Here is a 14,880-nt window from a genome sequence, read left to right on the forward strand (position 1 = left end):
CGCTCAGCCCGCCTTATGGGTTGGCGCGCTGGGCGGGTTGCACGGTGGTGGCCGCTGGCGCCATGCCCTTGGGCACATCCTCCGGTTTGATCGCCGGTGCGGTCTGGCCGGATGGCGTGGAAGGGGTTGATCCACCTGAACCGCTGGCGCCACCTGAACCACTGGCGCCACCGGCAGCCTGGTCCGGGTTCACCGCAGGGGCTGCGGCGCTGGGCTGGCCGGCATTGGGCTCGACGGCAGCGCCGCCGCCACCAGTGCCCGCAGCCACACCATTACCTGCCGCACCGGGTGCGCCCGATGCGGGGCCACCGTTAGCGCCGCGGCGCCCGCCGCCCTCGCGCCCACCGCCCTCACGGGGGCCGCGCCGGCCACTGCTGGCGCCATGGGCCTGCGTGGGGGTGTCGCCTTGCAGGGCGACCACGGCGCCATCCTTCAAGCGGTCGGCGCCCTCGGTCACTACCAACTCGCCTTCCTTGAGGCCGGAGTTGATGGCCACCCATTCGACCGTGCTCATGCCCCGGATGACGGTGCGCTGGGTCACGGTGCGGTCCGCATTGATCACATAGACAAAATCGCCATTGCCGCCGGTGCGGATGGCGGTGACCGGCACCACCAGCGCGCTCTCGTCCTTCAAGGTCAGGCGGGTGTTGACAAACTGGTTGGGAAAGAGCGAGCCGTCGCTGTTGTCGAACCGGGCCTTGGCCTTGACGGTGCCCGTGGCGGTATCGACCAGGTTGTCCAAGGTCAGGAATACGCCCTGGGCCAAGGTCTTGTTGCCCGCGCGGTCCAGCGCTGCCACCGGTAGCCGGGCATCGGTCTTTTGCGCGCCCAGCACCGCGGGGATATGGTCTTGCGGCACGGTAAAGCTCACATCGATCGGCGCAATCTTGGTGATGACGGCGATGCCGGTGGTGCCGCCCGCGCTGATGTAGTTTCCCGCATCCATCGTGCGCAGACCGATGCGGCCATCGATGGGTGAGGTAATGCTGGCATAACCCAGATTGAGCTGGGCGGTCTGCACCTGGGCCTGGTCGGTGAGCACCGTGCCTTCGAGCTGCTTGGCCAGCGCGGCCTGCGTGTCCAGGTCCTGGCGGGCAATCGAATCCTGGTCCCACAAGGTCTGGTAGCGCTTGAGCGTCACGCGCGCGGCATCGAGCTGCGCCTGGTCGCGTGCCAACTGGCCCTTGGCCTGCTGCAGCGCTTGCTCAAATGGGCGCGGATCAATCTGGGCGAGCTTCTGGCCCTTCTTGACCATCTGGCCTTCGGTGAACAGCACATCGCGCAGAATGCCCGAGACCTGGGTGGTCAGGGTCACCGTGGTGGTGGGCACCACCGTGCCCATCGCCGTCAGGGTGACGGGCAGCGTTTGGCGCTTGGCCGCCGCGCTGCCCACGGTGACGGCCATCGCGCGCATCGCGCCAGGGCCCATGCCAGGAGGGCCGCCTGCGCCCGGTGGGCCGCCCATGCCGGGCGCGCCCGCTGTCATGCCGCTCGGGTTCTTCTTGATTTGCACCAGGTACCAGGCCCCACCTGCCAGCCCCGCCACCAGCACGATGGCGATCGTCGAGCCCAGCCAGCGGCTGCGGCGCTTGGGTGCTGCTGCAGCACCGGGTTTCAGCCCGGCGTCTGCCGCGCCGGGGGTTGGGGTGGGACGGGTGGAATTATTGGAGTTATGGTCCATGGCAGCAATCGGTAGAGGTGAGTTACAGCAGCGGCCTGGGGCAAAGCTCCACCATCGGCACCTGCATGTAAAGAATGACCGCATCCTAGTGCAGCCATGTTGCACCTGCCCTGTACCGACTGCGAAGATAAGTAAACGCCACCGCCGCCAGCCCCGAGTCTACTGAGATTCCGTGGCAGCACGCCGTTGGCAAGGCTGTTGGACGCGCAGGTTTTTTGCGGTGCGGTTGCTTCGCTGCCTGCAGCCGCCCATCGCCATTCCTGGCGCAGCAAAGCGCAAGCCAGCCAACATGCGCGCAGCGCCCCACCAGCTTGCGGATCACCCCAGGCCTGCGCGTCGCGCGGCAGTCGCGCGTTGTCCCCAATGCACGGGCACAATGCTGTGGAAAGCTGTGAAGAAGCTTGTAGATAAGCAAGGCAAGCCGCTGATTTCTAAGCCAAATGCCAACCATGCTCAAAATTGAGGCATATGGGGCCTGGGCGCGTCATTCGCGCAGTTTCAACGCGCCTGCACTACTGGCCCTGGCCTCTTCTGGCACTGGAACGCCGCTATTTCAGCGCATCACCGCGTTGTCCCCAGTCCGTGGGCACAATGCTGTGGAAAGCTCTGTGCACAGCTGTAGATAAGCCACCCAAATCGTTGAAAATAAAACAAAAAGAGTGCCATGATGAAAAAAAAGGCAGCCTGCTTGGACTGCCTGGGGTGTCGCTGCTCGGCGCAGGTGGGGTGGGGATCAGGCATCGTCGCGCTTGATCAGCTGCAGGCCCTGCGCCGTAATGGTGAGATGGCCATCGCGCTGCTCGACCAAGCCGCGCTCGAGCAAACGCTTGGAGACATGCGCATGCAGCGCATCCTCCACCGAGATCGGTTCGCCCAGCTCCAGCTTCTTCAGCACGGCCAGCTCATCGACCGTGGGTTCATACACGGGGGCGTGGTAGGCGGTATGGGTGTGGGCAGCGTTGGTAGACAACATGGCAACTCCTTCTAAGGTTGCGATGCGTGCGTGTAGGCCTCGGGCTCGCTCGGGGTCTGCGCGTTGGCGCATCTGATCAATGAATGCCACGAAGCGTAAGGCGGTTTTTGGCAGGCGCCTGTAGGCGAATACCGCCAGCCTATCGCGACCGGATGCAGCATTGCATAACTTTACGCCCGCGCTGCCCGGGCTTTACAGCCGGCGCAGCGTGCGGCAGCGCACCAGGCTTCAGCGCAGCTTAGCGTGTCGGCCAGCTTCCCAATTGGTAGGCGCTGTCCCAGAACATCCATTCGAGCTCAGCGCTGTAGCGGTAGGCCTCGGCCATGCGCGTGCGCGTGGCCGAGTCAGCGGATTCGGCCACACGGTCGATCGTGGCGATGACGCCGCGCACCGCCGCATGAAACTCCTCACTGGCGTAGGTATCCACCCAGGCCTGGTAGGGGTTTCCCGGCTGGGAGCGGGCATGGATGTCGCGCCCCACTTCGGCATAGATCCAAAAGCAGGGCAAGAGCCCGGCCAGCGCCACCGGGTAACTCTGCGACCAGCTGTTGGCCAGCAAAAAGCTCGTGTAGTGGTGGCAGGCCGGCGTCAGTGGCGTGGCGGCAAAGTGCTGCGGCGTAATGCCGAAGTCGCGCATAAAGCCATCGTGCAGCTTGCGCTCCTCGGCCACCGCCTCATTGGCGGCATTGGCAAACTGCACCACGCCTTCTGCCTGGTCGGCCTTGGCGGCAGCGACGGCCAGCGCACGGCCATAGGCCACCAGGTAATGCGCATCCTGGATCATGTAATGGCGAAAGCGCTCGACCGACAAGCTGCCTGCCGCCAGCTCGCGGTTGAAGGGATGGTTCAAGGTGCGCTGGTACAGCGCCTGGTTGGCTTGCCACAAGGCCTGGCAAAACGACATGCAAACTCCTCAAGAGATCGGGGATAAGCGCTGATTGTCGGCCAGCGCCGGGCCGCTGGGCAGTATCCAACCCCAGAACAGCCAGGGCATACATGCAGCGCAGAACCGGCTACGATCCATCCACTGCAGTCCCTGGACCTTCAACCGAACCTGCCCATGCCCAGCCCCACGCCCTTGTTGACCGCCGCCCAGCAGCAAGCCCTGCAGGCCGTGCAACGCCGTGGCGGCCCGGTGCGCGAGCACGCACTTGCACCCGCTTCGATTCACGTTCACTTTCATGCCGACTGGATCGTGCAAGGCCAGCCGCTGCTGGCGCTGCTGTGCCAGCAAGGCCGCTACCTGTCGCAGTTTGAGAGCGGCCGCAGCAATGGCAGCTACAGCCCCCAGCCCCAGGGCGAGCGCTGGCAGTGGGAGGACCAGCAGTTTGCGGGCGCCTACAACCACGCCGATCCCGCCGAGCGGCCGGTGTACGGCGCCGTCGATCTGGCGCCCTTGGGCCACCCCAGCCACCAGGGTTATGGCGCCGCGCCCCGCTTTGGATCGGCGTATCTGCAGCTGCACCGCGCCGCCACCGCGCGCAGCAGCTTTTGCGACCCCGACAGCTACTGGCAGCCCCGCCATGTCGGGCTGTGGCAGCAGATGGACTGGCAGCAGCTGCAATGCCTGCAACTGGCCGACCCGCTGGACCACTATGTCGAGGCCCAGCTGCATGGCGGCCTGGTGCTGGCGCGCGATGTGGCGGCCATCTGGCTCGACCCCTGCTACCGCAATACGCCGCTGGCGCAAGCCGTGCAGACTTCCGGTCTGCCCTTGCGCTTTCACGCCGGCTACCGGCTGCTGGCTGACCAACTGGCGCAAGCCAGCCTGTACCGGGGCGCCGAGGTGGCCGAGGTGCTGGCCGATATGCTGCAGCATGCGCCAGGTGGGCTCACCCCAGCCGATCTGGGCCAGGCCCAGGCCTGCCATCGCTACCCGGCAGCACTGCTGAAAAAGGCCTGGCATTGCATAGCCCACCTGGGCAGGCAGTCGGGTTAGAGCCGCATCACCGATAATCGCTGCTTTTGTCGGCGCAGGCACTCAATTGAGAGGCCCAGCCATCTTCCGGATCCGCATGCCTTCTCCCGCTCCCTCCCACCTGTTCGATACCGTCATCATTGGCGCAGGCGCTGCCGGCCTGTTTTGTGCGGCGCAGGCGGGCCAGCGCGGGCTCAAGGTACTGCTGATTGACCATGCGGCCAAGGTCGCAGAGAAGATCCGCATCTCGGGCGGCGGGCGCAGCAACTTCACCAACCGCGATCTGGATGTGCGCCAGCCGCACCGGCACTTTGTCGGCCAGAACCCGCAGTTCTGCCGCTCGGCACTGTCGCGCTTTGGGCCGGCCGAATTTGTCGCGCTGGTCGACAAGCACGGCATTGCCCACCACGAAAAGCACAAGGGCCAGCTGTTTGCGGACCATTCGGCCGAAGACATCATCGCGATGCTGCTGGCCGAGTGCCGCGCGGGCGAGGTGACCCACTGGCAGCCCTGCGCTGTCAACGCCGTTGCGGCGCTGGATGCCGATGCCCAAGGCCAGCGCTTTCAGGTCAGCACCGCCCAGGGCACGGTGCACTGCCGCCACCTGGTGGTTGCCACCGGCGGCCTGTCCATCCCCAAGATTGGTGCCACCGACCTGGGCTACCGCCTGGCCCAGCAGTTTGGTCTGGCACTGGTGCCGCGTGTGCCAGGCCTTGTGCCGATGACCTTCGATGGCAGTGCCTGGGCGCCCTATGCGCAGCTGGCGGGCCTGGCCTTGCCGGTGGTAATTGGCACCGGCAGCAAGAAAAACCGCATGACATTCAACGAAGACCTGCTGTTCACGCACCGGGGCCTGTCGGGGCCGGCCATCCTGCAGATCTCGAGCTACTGGACGCCCGGCACACCCATCGACATCAACCTGGTGCCTGAGGTGGATGTGGCCGAGCAGCTGCTGCAGGCCAAGCAGCGCTCGCGCAAGCTGATTGCCAATGCGCTGGCCAGCCTGGTGCCCGCGCGCCTGGCCGATGCCTGGGTGGCGCAGGATGCCGAATGGCAGCGCCCGATTGCCGAGGCGAGTGACAAGGCCCTGCTGCGCCTGGCCGAGCGCCTGACGCGCTGGGAGCTGACCCCCACCGGCACCGAAGGCTATAAAAAGGCTGAGGTCACCGTGGGCGGTGTGGACACGCGCGAGCTGTCGCAGCAAACGATGGAGGCCAAGAAGGTGCCGGGCCTCTACTGCATTGGCGAGGTGGTGGATATCACCGGCTGGCTGGGCGGCTACAACTTTCAATGGGCCTGGGCCAGTGCGGCCGCCTGCGCAGCGGGCATGGCAGAAAGCCAATAACAGCAGGACGCAAGGCAAGATGCAGGAGAGCAACAGCGCAGGTCTGGCTCCCCGCTTGCAAACCGCGACCCTCTTGCTTTTGGATCAAAAGCCGGATATAATCTCCCCTCTTTGCTGGCAAAGCCCTGTCTGCCAATACTAGTCAATATGACAGGGCAAAACCGCCATTCAAGGCTTTGGGGCGCGATCTTCCCCAAAACCCGCTGTTGGCACCAATGGAAACATTAGCTAATGACGACTATCCGTGTAAAAGAAAACGAACCCTTTGACGTTGCGCTGCGCCGCTTCAAGCGCACCATCGAAAAACTGGGCCTGCTGACCGACCTGCGCGCTCGCGAGTTCTACGAAAAGCCAACTGCTGAGCGCAAGCGCAAGAAGGCTGCTGCCGTCAAGCGCCACTACAAGCGCGTTCGCAGCATGCAACTGCCCAAGAAGCTGTACTGATCGCAGCTCTCACAGGCCTGACGCAATTTGCCCAGGCTGTGACACCACCCGCGCTCGGGACGCCAGGCGCGGGTTTTTTGTTTTCTGGCCATCGCCAGATTTTTCAGGCAGACCGCTGCTTGCGTCGACGGCCTGCCAACAGGAGCCTGTTATGAGCTTGAAAGCACAAATCACCGAAGACATGAAGAACGCGATGCGCGCCAAGGACACGGAACGCCTGGGCACCATCCGCTTGCTGCAAGCTGCGATGAAGCAGAAGGAAGTCGATGAGCGCGTCGAGCTCGATGACGCGATGGTGATCGCCATCGTCGACAAGATGATCAAGCAGCGCAAGGACAGCATCGCCGCATTTGAAACTGCCGGCCGCCAGGACCTGGCCGACAAGGAAAAGTCGGAAATCGAGGTCATCAAGGCCTACCTGCCAGAGCGCATGTCCGCCGAAGAAGTGACCGCTGCGGTCCAGGCCATCGTGGCGGAACTGGGCGCCTCGGGCCCTGGCGACATGGGCAAGGTCATGGGCGCCGTCAAGACCCAGCTGGCGGGCAAGGCGGACATGGGCCAGGTCTCTGCCGCCGTGAAGGCTGCACTGGCCCCCTGATCGCCGGGAGGCAGGCCCCGGGTACGGGGCTGCCCGGAAGACAAACATCAAAAAAACCACTGCAGCACCGAGCGGCAGTGGTTTTTTTGTGGGCGCTTTGCCGCTCAGTGGCGGCAGCGCTGGCGCATGCGGCGCAGGCCCAGCGCAGCGGCCCCGCCCAGCAGCAGCGACATCAGCAGCTGCCCCGCCAGCGATACCGTGGGTACCGCCACCGGCGCGGGCAACGGTGTCGGGTCTGGATCCGGAGTGGGGTCAGGGTCTGGAGTCGGGTCAGGTGTGGGATCGGGCGCAGGTGGGTCCACATCGATGGTGTTGCTGTAGACCTCATCCTCGTCCTCACTGCTGCAAGGCGCGCTGCTGCTGCACTGGGCCGCATCGCTTACCCGGGCCAGATTGCGAACATGCGCAGGTGCCGTGGCCGTGATCCGGGCCAGTACCGCATAGCGCACGGTTTCGCCGCCTGCCAGCGTCACGCCGGTGCAACCCGATGGGCTGCAGACACCTGCGGCGCTGTGGCCCCCAACCTCGGTCGCAACAATCTCGGTCACCACCATGCCGCTGGGCACATCGTCCCATTGCAGCTCTACGGGCATGCCGCCTTCATTGCTCAGCGTCACCACATAGCGCGTGCTGCTGCCTTCCAGCACCTGGCTCACGCCATTGCTTTTGAGCACGGTGATATGGGCGGGGGCCAGCACATCAGTGCGCGCCTGGGCACAGCTGTCGGCAGGCAGGCAGGCAGCGCCCGGCACAGGCGGCTCGCTGCCCCCCAGCGGATCGATGGCAGCATGGTTGGTGATGCTGCCGGCCTGCGCTGGCGCGATGGCATGCAAGCCAAAGGCAACATGGCCGCCTTGCTCCAGCGCGGCATCCAGCACCAGCTCGCACTCCAGCGGCTCGCCACTACAGACCACCGATGTCACACCGGCACCGGGCGAGGCACCCGTCAGGCGCATGCCATCGGGCAGGGCCTCAGCGACCACCAGCGTTTGCCCGGCGGCAACGGCCGTCTGGCCGCTGTTGCCAATGCGGAACTGGTAGTCCAGCGCCTGGCCCGCTTCCACCGTTGCCGCGGCCGTCTTGCTCAGCGTCAGATGCACGGGGCTGCGCAGAGAGTCGGTATCCGTCACTGTGCAGGGGGATGCTGCCGTGCAGTTCGCCCCCGTCAGCGTGGCCGTATTGCTGACCGTGGCATCGGCACGGCCCTCCACCAGCGCCGTGACCCGCGCCCGCACCTGGTAGCTGACGCTGGCGTTGGCGGCAACCGTGATGCCGTTGCAGCCCATCGGTGCCTGCAGGCTGCAGCTGCCGGCATCACTGGGCGCTGCGGCCGCCAGCGGCGTGATGGCCTCGATCTCCATGCCTTGGGGGCTGTCCAGCCAGGCGAGGCCGGCAGCGGGCATGCCGCCGCTGTTGGTAATGGTGACGGTATAGCTGCTGCTGGCGCCTTCGGTCAGCGTATCGACACCATTGCTCTTGTGGATGCTGACAGCGGCGGGCAGCACGATGGCATCGCGGTCCTCGGCGCTGCAGCTGTTGCCGCCGCTGCAGGTCGCGCCACTCAAGGTCACCGCATTGCGAGCGCTGTCCACACCCACCTCGCCGGTGACGGTTGCCTGCACCGCATAGACAATCGATTCGCCAGCCGCAACGGCGATATCCGAGCAACCACTGACGGTGCATAGGCCGGCCTCGCTGTTGGCGCCCACCGTCGTGGCGCTGATGCGCTCAATAGCCAGGCCCACCGGGCTCTCTGCCCAACGCAGGCCCGCAGCTGCACTGCCGCCGGTGTTGCGCACAACCACCTGGTAGACCGTGCTGGCACCCTGTGCCAGCACATCCACGCCATTGCTCTTGCTGATCTGCATATTGGCCGCCGCCACCACCTGGTCAGTATCGGTGCTGGCGCAGCCGCTCACCCGCTCGCTGGTGCAGGTGCCGCCCTGCACCACGGCCTTGTTGCTGACCGAGGCGCCTGCAGCTACGGTAGCATTCACTTTTGCGCTGACGATGTAGACGATGGATTGGCCCGCAGCCAAGGTGATGCCGGTGCAGCCCGTGGTGCTGCAGGTTCCCGCCACACTACCGGCCCCCACGCTGCCCGCGCGGATACCACTGACCGCCAGGCCGCTGGGCACATCGCTCCAGCTCAGGCCCGCGAACGCGGTCGCTGCGCTGTTGCTCAGGGTCACGCTGTAGGTGGTCTCGGCGCCCACGGTCAGGCGGTCCACCCCATTGGTCTTGACCACACTGACCGAGTCGGCGGCCACGATCAGATCCGCATCGCTGCTGCTGCAACTGGCGGGACTGCCGTTGCTGCAGTTGGCGCCGTTCACAACGGCGGTGTTCGATGCCATCGTACCCACCAAGCCGGTCACCTCCGCCTCCACGCGGTACGTGATCGATGCACCCGGCGCCAGGCGCAGGCCCGTGCAGCCACTGCTATTGCAGACACCGGCATCGCTGCCCGCGCCCACGGCACCGGCCTCAATACCCAGCACGCGCAGGCCTTGGGGCAGATCCTGCCAGGAGACATCGCTGGCCAGCGAGCCGCCGGTATTGCTGATCGTCACGGTGTAGACCGTGCGGCCGCCTGCGGTCACGGCTGCGGCCGCATTGGTCTTTTGCACGCTCAAGGCCGCCGGGGTGCTCACGGCCTCCTGGTTGTAGGCAACAAAGGCAATGTCGGAGTCGCCGCTCAAGGCCTGCACAAAGCCAGCCACCCGGCCCATGTTCTGCGGCGTGATGCCAAAGTCGGCGAAATAGTAAGCACGTATGCGCAGGTCACGGCTGCCATCACCGACCGAGGACTTGGTGTGGTTGGGGTTCCAGAACTGCCAGTTCTGCCGGGCGACGACCGGCACGCTGCTGAGCGCGATGCTGACGCTGTTCCCCACGACCGCGCCCGTGTCGTCGATGAAATAAAAGGTGTCGGTCTTGCTCGATGGCTGGCCGACCTGGGTCACCAGCACATCGGGCACATCATCCGTCGTGGACTCGGGATTGCCCACGCTCGCACTGAAGCGCAGCGAGCTCGCCGGGATATTGAACAAGGCCGTGCTGAGGTCCAGCCCATGCACGCCATCAGACAGGTAGGAGGCCCGGGTCTTGGAGATATCGTAGCTCGCGCTTTGCGCGATGGCATTGAGACCGCCCGTAGCCGGGAGCGAGCTGGCGTTGGGCGTAAAGCCCTGGAAGACCGCCGGCTCAAAAGCCCCGGTCAGCACCGCATCATTGACCCCGGTCGAGTAGCGCACGCCTCCGGCTGTGAACGCCAGCAGATCGTTGCTCCCATTGGCAGCAGGCGCCGTGGCGGCGTTGCTGGTACTGGCCGTCCAGCGGTTGCCGTTGAAGCTGCCCCAGACAGCGGTCACATTGTCTGCCGCATGTGCCACGCCCTGCCCCAGCACCAAGCAAAGCCCCAGCAAGCCACGCATCCGCCGCGCACCCTGCGCCCACCTATTCACTGAACCCATCACACCTTGACCGTTCTAGTTGAAAACACCGACACCGAAATGCCAAGACCCTGAAGCCTGTGCAGCATCAGGGCCTGTGTCCATCAGTTGAAATTCAAAAAAATATATTAACTTAATCAATTATCAAAATAAAGCCTTTGATTCCATGTATTCACTTTGGTTAACAAAGACTGAAATTTGGCCTGGGCCCAACCTTGACTGAAATCAATAAATTTCAATAGGTTATTTATGTATCATTTTATTTCACAACTCAATACACCAGCAAGATTGCGGTGTATGCGCATGGCGCCTGGCCTGTGAGAGCCTTTAGCAAGCGGCGTTCGGTCCCACAGGATGGATGCAGGGCCCGAGGAAACTGACATCGAACCAGCCAGCAAGCGTCTGGCCCTGTGTGCACTGACCTTCAAATGCAGAAATTGGTAACGATTCCCTGCAAAATCCTTGGCTTTGCCGCCATGCTTTTACAATGCTCGGTTGGCTGTAGGCTTCCATGACACACAGCTATGCGGTCGGTGCCGACTGCCTTGTTTCACTTCCTATGAATACACCCATGCGACTGATCTCCAAAAGCATCACAGCTGCGCTGATATCTTGCGCCGTCTCCGCAGGTTGGGCTGCCAACACCATTGCGCCACAGAACGGAAACTGGATCATTGCCGACGAATTGGGCGGCAAGCCTGGCCGCGGCATGGGCATTGATGTCCAGGATGGCGTCTTTCTGATGCAGCTGTACAACTACAACAAGGACGGCAGCGCCACCTTCCATATGGCTACAGGCGCAGTGATTGACAACAAGGTGGACGCACCCCTCAAAAAGTACAAGGATGGACCTTACTTTGGCAGCGGCCGCCGTGATGGAGTGGAAGCTGAAAATGCCGGCAATGTGAAGATCGAATTCACCAGCCGTACTACCGCCACGATCCAGCTCCCTGGCGAAGAGCCCAAGTTGATGCACCGCTTCAACTACGAAAGCACGCCGGAAGACCAATGGTCCGACCCAGCCTTTGTCGAGCGTTGGGCCATGGTGGCGATGGATGCTGATGGCAAACCCACATCGACCTTCTTTGCCGATACCGCGATTGGCACGCAGATGGCCATGGTTCCGAACATGGCTGCCGGCTGGCCCTACAAATCCAGCAGCAAGTTCACGGTGCATACGCTGGACTTGGCCACGCCCAACAAGCATGGCTTCATGGAATGCGAGTACCTGGGCTCCAACATGGAATTCAGCTGCGTCGGCGAGCAAGTGGACACCAGCTCAGGCAGTTCTGTGCGCAAGCCCATCAGCCTGGTCATGCAGCGCAGCATTGACGACCTGCAAGGCACCTTGACCCTGGATGGCAGCGACACCAAGGTGATGGGCGCCCGGGTGGAACAAACGGCGTACGCCATCGAAGAGAGCAAGGTCGTCACGCGCGCCTACTTCCGCCGCAATTCGCTGCCTGAAGCGGGAACCTGGATCATCAGCAATGAAGTCACCGGCAAGGCGGGCCGTGGTATTTCGCTGGATCTGCAAAAGCCGGTGGGCAGCAAGCACCTGCTGTTCATGCCCATCTACAACTACGACGAAAAGGGCAATGCCACTTTCCACATCGGCATGGCCACCCACAGCCCCAGCGCGGTCAATCCCTCCTTGCCTGCCATCCCCGTGATGAAGTACAAGGGCGGTCGCTACTTGGGAGGCCCTGCACAAGACGGTGTTGAAGATGTGTATGTCGGACCGGAGCAGATCACCTTCAATACCACAGCGACCGGCCTGATTCAATTCCCCAAGGAAGATCCTGTCAATTTCAAGCGTTTTTACTTCGGTATTGACCAAGACCGCATCGACAGCCTCGTCGGCACTTGGGCGCTGGTGCCGCATGCCGGCGCTGTCAAGCATCGCATTCTCAACCTGAAGAAAACCGCCAGCGGCGTAGTCGAAGACAAGGATGCCGGATACACCTGCACCGTGTCTTACTGGCTGGATCTGCGCTTTGTCTGCGAACCCAAGACGGTCACTGCTGACCAGCAGCGCATTCGCCTGGGTGCGGGTTTTTATGGTGCTGCCCGCGCTATTTTGGGCGACGGTGGCTCCCTCCCCGACAGCTCGCCCGAATTGACCGCTATCCGCATCACCGACGCCCAAGGCAATCTGGTACAAGGCGGCCCCCTCTACCCTGTGGACGACGAAGGCAACAACCCTGGCAACGGCGAGGCTGCTGCACCTACCGCCCAAATCGGCACGGTGACCGGCGCAGTCGAAGGCGGGACGGTGACCTTGGAAGGCAGCGGCAAAGCTGCGGCCGGTAAACGCCTGACCTACAAGTGGACGCTGAGCGCTGCCCCGGCAGGCAGCGAGGCCCAACTGAAGTCTGCCGACACCATCAGCCCCAGCTTTGTCGCCGACAAGGCTGGCAGCTATGTGATCACGCTTGTGGTCAATGATGGCAGCAAGGACAGTGCCGCAGCCAAAGTGACGGTAACCGTCATGCCCAAGGACGGTATTCGCCTGTTGCGTGACGATGACTCCGCCGCATCGGGCCAGGCGCTGAGCTGGCCATACACCGGCTCGTCAGAGATCAGCGCTAGCGTAGCTTGCGTCGGTGCTTGCGAGAACACCTACAAGATTGCCCAATACAAGCTCCAAGTCAATGGCGCCAACTACACGATTGCCGACCTCAAAGCGACCAACCTCACTTCGGGCTCCAGCGTCAAAGCGTCTTTTGAAGGTCTGGCTGATGGCCAAGTGGTCACTTCGGACAAGCCAGTATCCTTTGCGCTGCGCAGCGCCTATACCAATGGCAAGACGGTGAATCTGAAGTTCAGCTTCACGATCAAGGAAACCGGTGAGGCCTTCACCTACACCAGCACCTTCAAAACCAATTGAGGTCTGCTGGCGGGAAATCCATGGCACGGTGACATCCGCGCTTAGCCTCGCCAACACCCCTGCCTTCTGCCACGCGGCAGAAGGCTTTTTTTTGCCTGGCGTCTTCGCAACCGGGACAGCCCCCAGCACCTGTCCTAGCGCGGATGTGTTACACACCGCATACACCCCTGTATCTACGGGGCTTTCCAGCTGCTGCTGCGACTGCGAAGAGATACGCCCAATGCCGCCCTCAGCCCCCAGCCTGCCGACGCTTTCGCTTTCCTCAGTCATGCACCATACCGACACTTCCATACCTCTTAGCACGCCCGTCAACACAGTCTCCACCCCCTCTCCCCTGCCGCTGGCGGGCCTTCGCGTGGTCGAATTCAGCCACATGGTGATGGGCCCGACCTGTGGACTGGTGCTCGCCGATCTGGGAGCCGAGGTCATCAAGGTGGAGCCGGTCGAGGGTGACCGCACCCGCCACCTGCTGGGCGCGGGAGCGGGCTTTTTCCCGATGTTCAACCGCAACAAGAAAAGCGTGGCCATCGACCTGCGCCAGGCCCAGGGGCTGGAGGCGGCGATCCGCCTGGCCAGCACGGCCGATATCGTGGTGCAGAACTTCAAGCCCGGCGTGATGCGCAAGTATGGGCTCGATTACCGCGCGCTGTCGCAGCTCAACCCGCGCCTCATCTATGTGAACCACAGCGGCTTTCTGCCCGGGCCCTACGAGCACCGCACCGCGCTGGACGAGGTGGTGCAGATGATGGGCGGCCTGGCCTACATGACCGGGCGCCCCGGCGATCCGCTGCGCGCGGGCACCAGCGTCAACGACATCATGGGCGGCATGTTCGGGGCCATCGGCGCGATGGCCGCGCTGATGCAGCTGGCGCAAACGGGACGTGGCCAGGAGATCGACTCAGCGCTGTTCGAAAACAATGTGTTCCTGGTGGGCCAGCACATGATGCAGTTCGCCGTGACCGGTGAGGCGGCCGAGCCCATGCCCAACCGCATCTCGGCCTGGTCGGTGTATGACGTGTTCACCGTGCAGGATGGCGCCCAGATCTTTCTGGCTGCAGTCAGTGATGCGCAGTGGGCCACCATGTGCAGCGCGTTTGGCTGGGGCGATCTGTTGGCCAACCCCAGCTACACCAGCAACAACGACCAGGTGCGCCTGCGCCCCCAGTTGCTGCCTGAGCTGCGCCAGCGCTTTGCCACAATGAGCGCCGCGCACATTGGCCAGGTCTTTGAGGCCAACGGCCTGCCCTATGCCCCGATCAGCAAGCCCGAAGAGCTGCTGGACGACCCACACCTGCTGGCCAGCGGCGGCCTCGCCCCCGTTCGCCTGAGCGATGGCGAACGCGCGGGGCAGATGGCCCCCACCACGTTGCTGCCGCTGCGCATGGCCGGTGAGCGCCTGGGCGTGCGCATGGACCCGCCGCAGCTGGGCCAGCACACGCAGGAGCTGCTGCGCAGCCTGGGCTATGGCGATGACAGCATTGCCGCGTTGCGGGACAGCCAGGCGATTGCCGGTTAGACGCAGGTGCGGCAAGCCAAATGTGAATATCGATGAACCAGGGCGATTGCGGCAGCCCGT

10 protein-coding genes are annotated in these 14,880 nt (G+C 63.7%); 6 read left to right on the forward strand and 4 right to left on the reverse strand.

Annotated features, from left to right (window positions below; translation table 11 throughout):
* Positions 1–13: 13 nt before the first annotated feature.
* From F0Q04_RS18405 to tenA, 3 genes are all read right to left on the reverse strand, one after another.
* The gene (locus tag F0Q04_RS18405; RefSeq protein ID WP_182342832.1) at positions 14–1,681 is read right to left on the reverse strand and encodes an MdtA/MuxA family multidrug efflux RND transporter periplasmic adaptor subunit; all 1,668 of its coding nucleotides are present in this window, start codon (positions 1,679–1,681) and stop codon (positions 14–16) included.
* A 733-nt stretch (positions 1,682–2,414) separates the two neighbouring features.
* Positions 2,415–2,654, reverse strand: coding sequence for a hypothetical protein (locus F0Q04_RS18410; protein WP_116925940.1), 240 nt, complete (start codon positions 2,652–2,654; stop codon positions 2,415–2,417).
* 238 nt (positions 2,655–2,892) lie between these two features.
* Complete coding sequence (gene tenA / locus F0Q04_RS18415; protein ID WP_182342834.1) at positions 2,893–3,558, reverse strand: thiaminase II; 666 nt, start codon at positions 3,556–3,558, stop codon at positions 2,893–2,895.
* 156 nt (positions 3,559–3,714) lie between these two features.
* On the opposite strand from tenA, the gene F0Q04_RS18420 reads away from it, so the two are divergent.
* The 4 genes from F0Q04_RS18420 to F0Q04_RS18435 all read left to right on the forward strand — a co-directional run bounded on the left by F0Q04_RS18420 (position 3,715) and on the right by F0Q04_RS18435 (position 6,959).
* On the forward strand, positions 3,715–4,593 hold the full coding sequence (locus tag F0Q04_RS18420) for a DUF3626 domain-containing protein (RefSeq protein ID WP_116925938.1): 879 nt from the start codon (positions 3,715–3,717) through the stop codon (positions 4,591–4,593).
* Between the two features lie 76 nt (positions 4,594–4,669).
* A complete protein-coding gene (locus tag F0Q04_RS18425; protein WP_182342836.1) occupies positions 4,670–5,917 on the forward strand; it encodes an NAD(P)/FAD-dependent oxidoreductase in 1,248 nt (415 codons plus the stop codon).
* A 231-nt stretch (positions 5,918–6,148) separates the two neighbouring features.
* A complete protein-coding gene (rpsU, locus tag F0Q04_RS18430; RefSeq protein WP_007833691.1) occupies positions 6,149–6,361 on the forward strand; it encodes a 30S ribosomal protein S21 in 213 nt (70 codons plus the stop codon).
* A gap of 151 nt (positions 6,362–6,512) precedes the next feature.
* Positions 6,513–6,959 carry a GatB/YqeY domain-containing protein gene (locus F0Q04_RS18435; protein ID WP_021027649.1) on the forward strand — a complete coding sequence of 149 codons (447 nt, stop codon included), beginning with the start codon at positions 6,513–6,515 and terminating at the stop codon, positions 6,957–6,959.
* A 104-nt stretch (positions 6,960–7,063) separates the two neighbouring features.
* On the opposite strand, the gene F0Q04_RS18440 is transcribed toward F0Q04_RS18435, so the two are convergent.
* Positions 7,064–10,333 carry a DUF11 domain-containing protein gene (locus F0Q04_RS18440; protein ID WP_182342838.1) on the reverse strand — a complete coding sequence of 1,090 codons (3,270 nt, stop codon included), beginning with the start codon at positions 10,331–10,333 and terminating at the stop codon, positions 7,064–7,066.
* Between the two features lie 652 nt (positions 10,334–10,985).
* On the opposite strand from F0Q04_RS18440, the gene F0Q04_RS18445 reads away from it, so the two are divergent.
* Positions 10,986–13,304 carry a PKD domain-containing protein gene (locus F0Q04_RS18445; RefSeq protein ID WP_116925935.1) on the forward strand — a complete coding sequence of 773 codons (2,319 nt, stop codon included), beginning with the start codon at positions 10,986–10,988 and terminating at the stop codon, positions 13,302–13,304.
* Positions 13,305–13,572: 268 nt separating this feature from the next.
* Entirely contained in the window at positions 13,573–14,820 is a 1,248-nt protein-coding gene (locus F0Q04_RS18450) for a CaiB/BaiF CoA transferase family protein (RefSeq protein ID WP_182342840.1), read from the forward strand.
* Positions 14,821–14,880 lie beyond the last annotated feature (60 nt).

Origin of the sequence: Comamonas koreensis, assembly GCF_014076495.1 — a bacterium.
GTDB classification, from domain to species: Bacteria; Pseudomonadota; Gammaproteobacteria; order Burkholderiales; family Burkholderiaceae_C; genus Comamonas; species Comamonas squillarum.

What these genes read in the sequence shown, in the direction of transcription:
- F0Q04_RS18405 (WP_182342832.1), bottom strand. Translation starts at nt 1,681, where the DNA reads ATGGACCATAACTCCAATAATTCCACCCGTCCCACCCCAACCCCCGGC.
- F0Q04_RS18410 (WP_116925940.1), bottom strand. Translation starts at nt 2,654, where the DNA reads ATGTTGTCTACCAACGCTGCCCACACCCATACCGCCTACCACGCCCCC.
- tenA (WP_182342834.1), bottom strand. Translation starts at nt 3,558, where the DNA reads ATGTCGTTTTGCCAGGCCTTGTGGCAAGCCAACCAGGCGCTGTACCAG.
- F0Q04_RS18420 (WP_116925938.1), top strand. Translation starts at nt 3,715, where the DNA reads ATGCCCAGCCCCACGCCCTTGTTGACCGCCGCCCAGCAGCAAGCCCTG.
- F0Q04_RS18425 (WP_182342836.1), top strand. Translation starts at nt 4,670, where the DNA reads ATGCCTTCTCCCGCTCCCTCCCACCTGTTCGATACCGTCATCATTGGC.
- rpsU (WP_007833691.1), top strand. Translation starts at nt 6,149, where the DNA reads ATGACGACTATCCGTGTAAAAGAAAACGAACCCTTTGACGTTGCGCTG.
- F0Q04_RS18435 (WP_021027649.1), top strand. Translation starts at nt 6,513, where the DNA reads ATGAGCTTGAAAGCACAAATCACCGAAGACATGAAGAACGCGATGCGC.
- F0Q04_RS18445 (WP_116925935.1), top strand. Translation starts at nt 10,986, where the DNA reads ATGCGACTGATCTCCAAAAGCATCACAGCTGCGCTGATATCTTGCGCC.
- F0Q04_RS18450 (WP_182342840.1), top strand. Translation starts at nt 13,573, where the DNA reads ATGCACCATACCGACACTTCCATACCTCTTAGCACGCCCGTCAACACA.